The organism is Paracoccus rhizosphaerae, assembly GCF_026162645.1.
In the GTDB taxonomy this organism is placed as follows: Bacteria; Pseudomonadota; Alphaproteobacteria; order Rhodobacterales; family Rhodobacteraceae; genus Paracoccus; species Paracoccus rhizosphaerae.
In genome coordinates this window covers 1-1,094 of sequence record NZ_JAOTBE010000183.1, presented here as the reverse complement: position 1 = coordinate 1,094, position 1,094 = coordinate 1, and the positions used below count along the sequence as shown (strand labels likewise).

Sequence of the window (1,094 nt, the reverse complement as noted above, 5' to 3'; positions counted from 1 at the left end):
GTGACGGGCTTTCTGGCAACGGCGGTGATGATGACCTTGTGCGGTTTTCCAGCCTTGCGGAGGCGATCTGCGAAGGATTTCAGGCTTGGGTTATGATGTGCCGCGACCAGTGCCGCCTGGAACATTACGTGCCGCAGGGCCCGGCGACCTCCAGCGGTGGCCCGTTTTCGGCGGAGTGTTCCGCTGTCATGCGCGACCGGAGCCAAACCCTTGAGTGCCGCAGCCTCTTCGCCGGTGATGGTGCCGATCTCGGGCATTTCGGCGATCGGCGTCCCGCTGGCAACCGGGCCGATCCCCGGGATGGAGCGAAGGACGGTGGCGGTCTCCGCAAGGCGATCGTCGCTGACGATGGTCCGGGGACCCGGTCTTCCAGCTCCTTGATCAGGCTGCCGATCCGGTGCTCCAGCGCGGTGTCGATGTGCTCGAACATCGCGGCGGCGCCCAGTTTCCGATGTGCGCGGATCTGGGCCAGCAGCCGTTTGCGCATTTCAACCAGCTGCGCTCTTTTGGACGTCAAAGCTCTGAGAGGCGTATCTTCTCCGCAGGAAGGCTGCGGCCTGCTTCGGGTCGGAATGCGAAGAAGCGGGCGATGAGTTCCGCATCGATCCGGTCGGTCCTGGCGCGTGTGCCACGGCTTTGCGCAAACGCCTTCACCTGAGCAGGGGCACCTGGCGGGCCGCAACGCCTTCAATCTCCAGAAGCGCCCAAAGCTGCCATTCCTGACCGCCAGTCGACTCAAAACAGACGACGGCATCTCTGTCCCCGGCAAGATCCGCCACAGCAGCATGACCTGCCGGATCGTTTGGCACTCTGCAGCGATGCCCGTCGGGCAGGCAATGAAGGTCCAGCCAGTCGCGGCTGACATCTATGCCGATGACGCGGCCATGTGAGAGATTGTCCATGCTCTCTTCCTTCTGGTGCGCGATCCTTCAAAGGCCGCAATCAACTGTCCGAGACGATGAAGAGAGGCGGTGCCGACAGGCTAAGACGCGTGGTCATGCCACAAGGGTCAGACGTCGCGCACCACCCCGCCATCGGCCCTGGCCGGGGCCGGTGACGGGGCCAGTTTAGCAGAACGGAGATACAGAAGGGTC

General features: G+C 63.6%; 2 protein-coding genes. Both read right to left on the bottom strand.

Translation table 11 applies throughout. The annotated features are described in order from the left end of the window. Positions 1-257, bottom strand: a 257-nt coding sequence (locus OC184_RS20325; protein ID WP_265508966.1) for a transposase, incomplete at its 3' end; no start/stop codon positions are given. A gap of 393 nt (positions 258-650) precedes the next feature. After that, positions 651-902: a hypothetical protein gene (locus tag OC184_RS20320; protein WP_265508965.1), complete on the bottom strand. Its 252-nt coding sequence runs from the start codon at positions 900-902 to the stop codon at positions 651-653. Between the last annotated feature and the right edge of the window lie 192 nt (positions 903-1,094).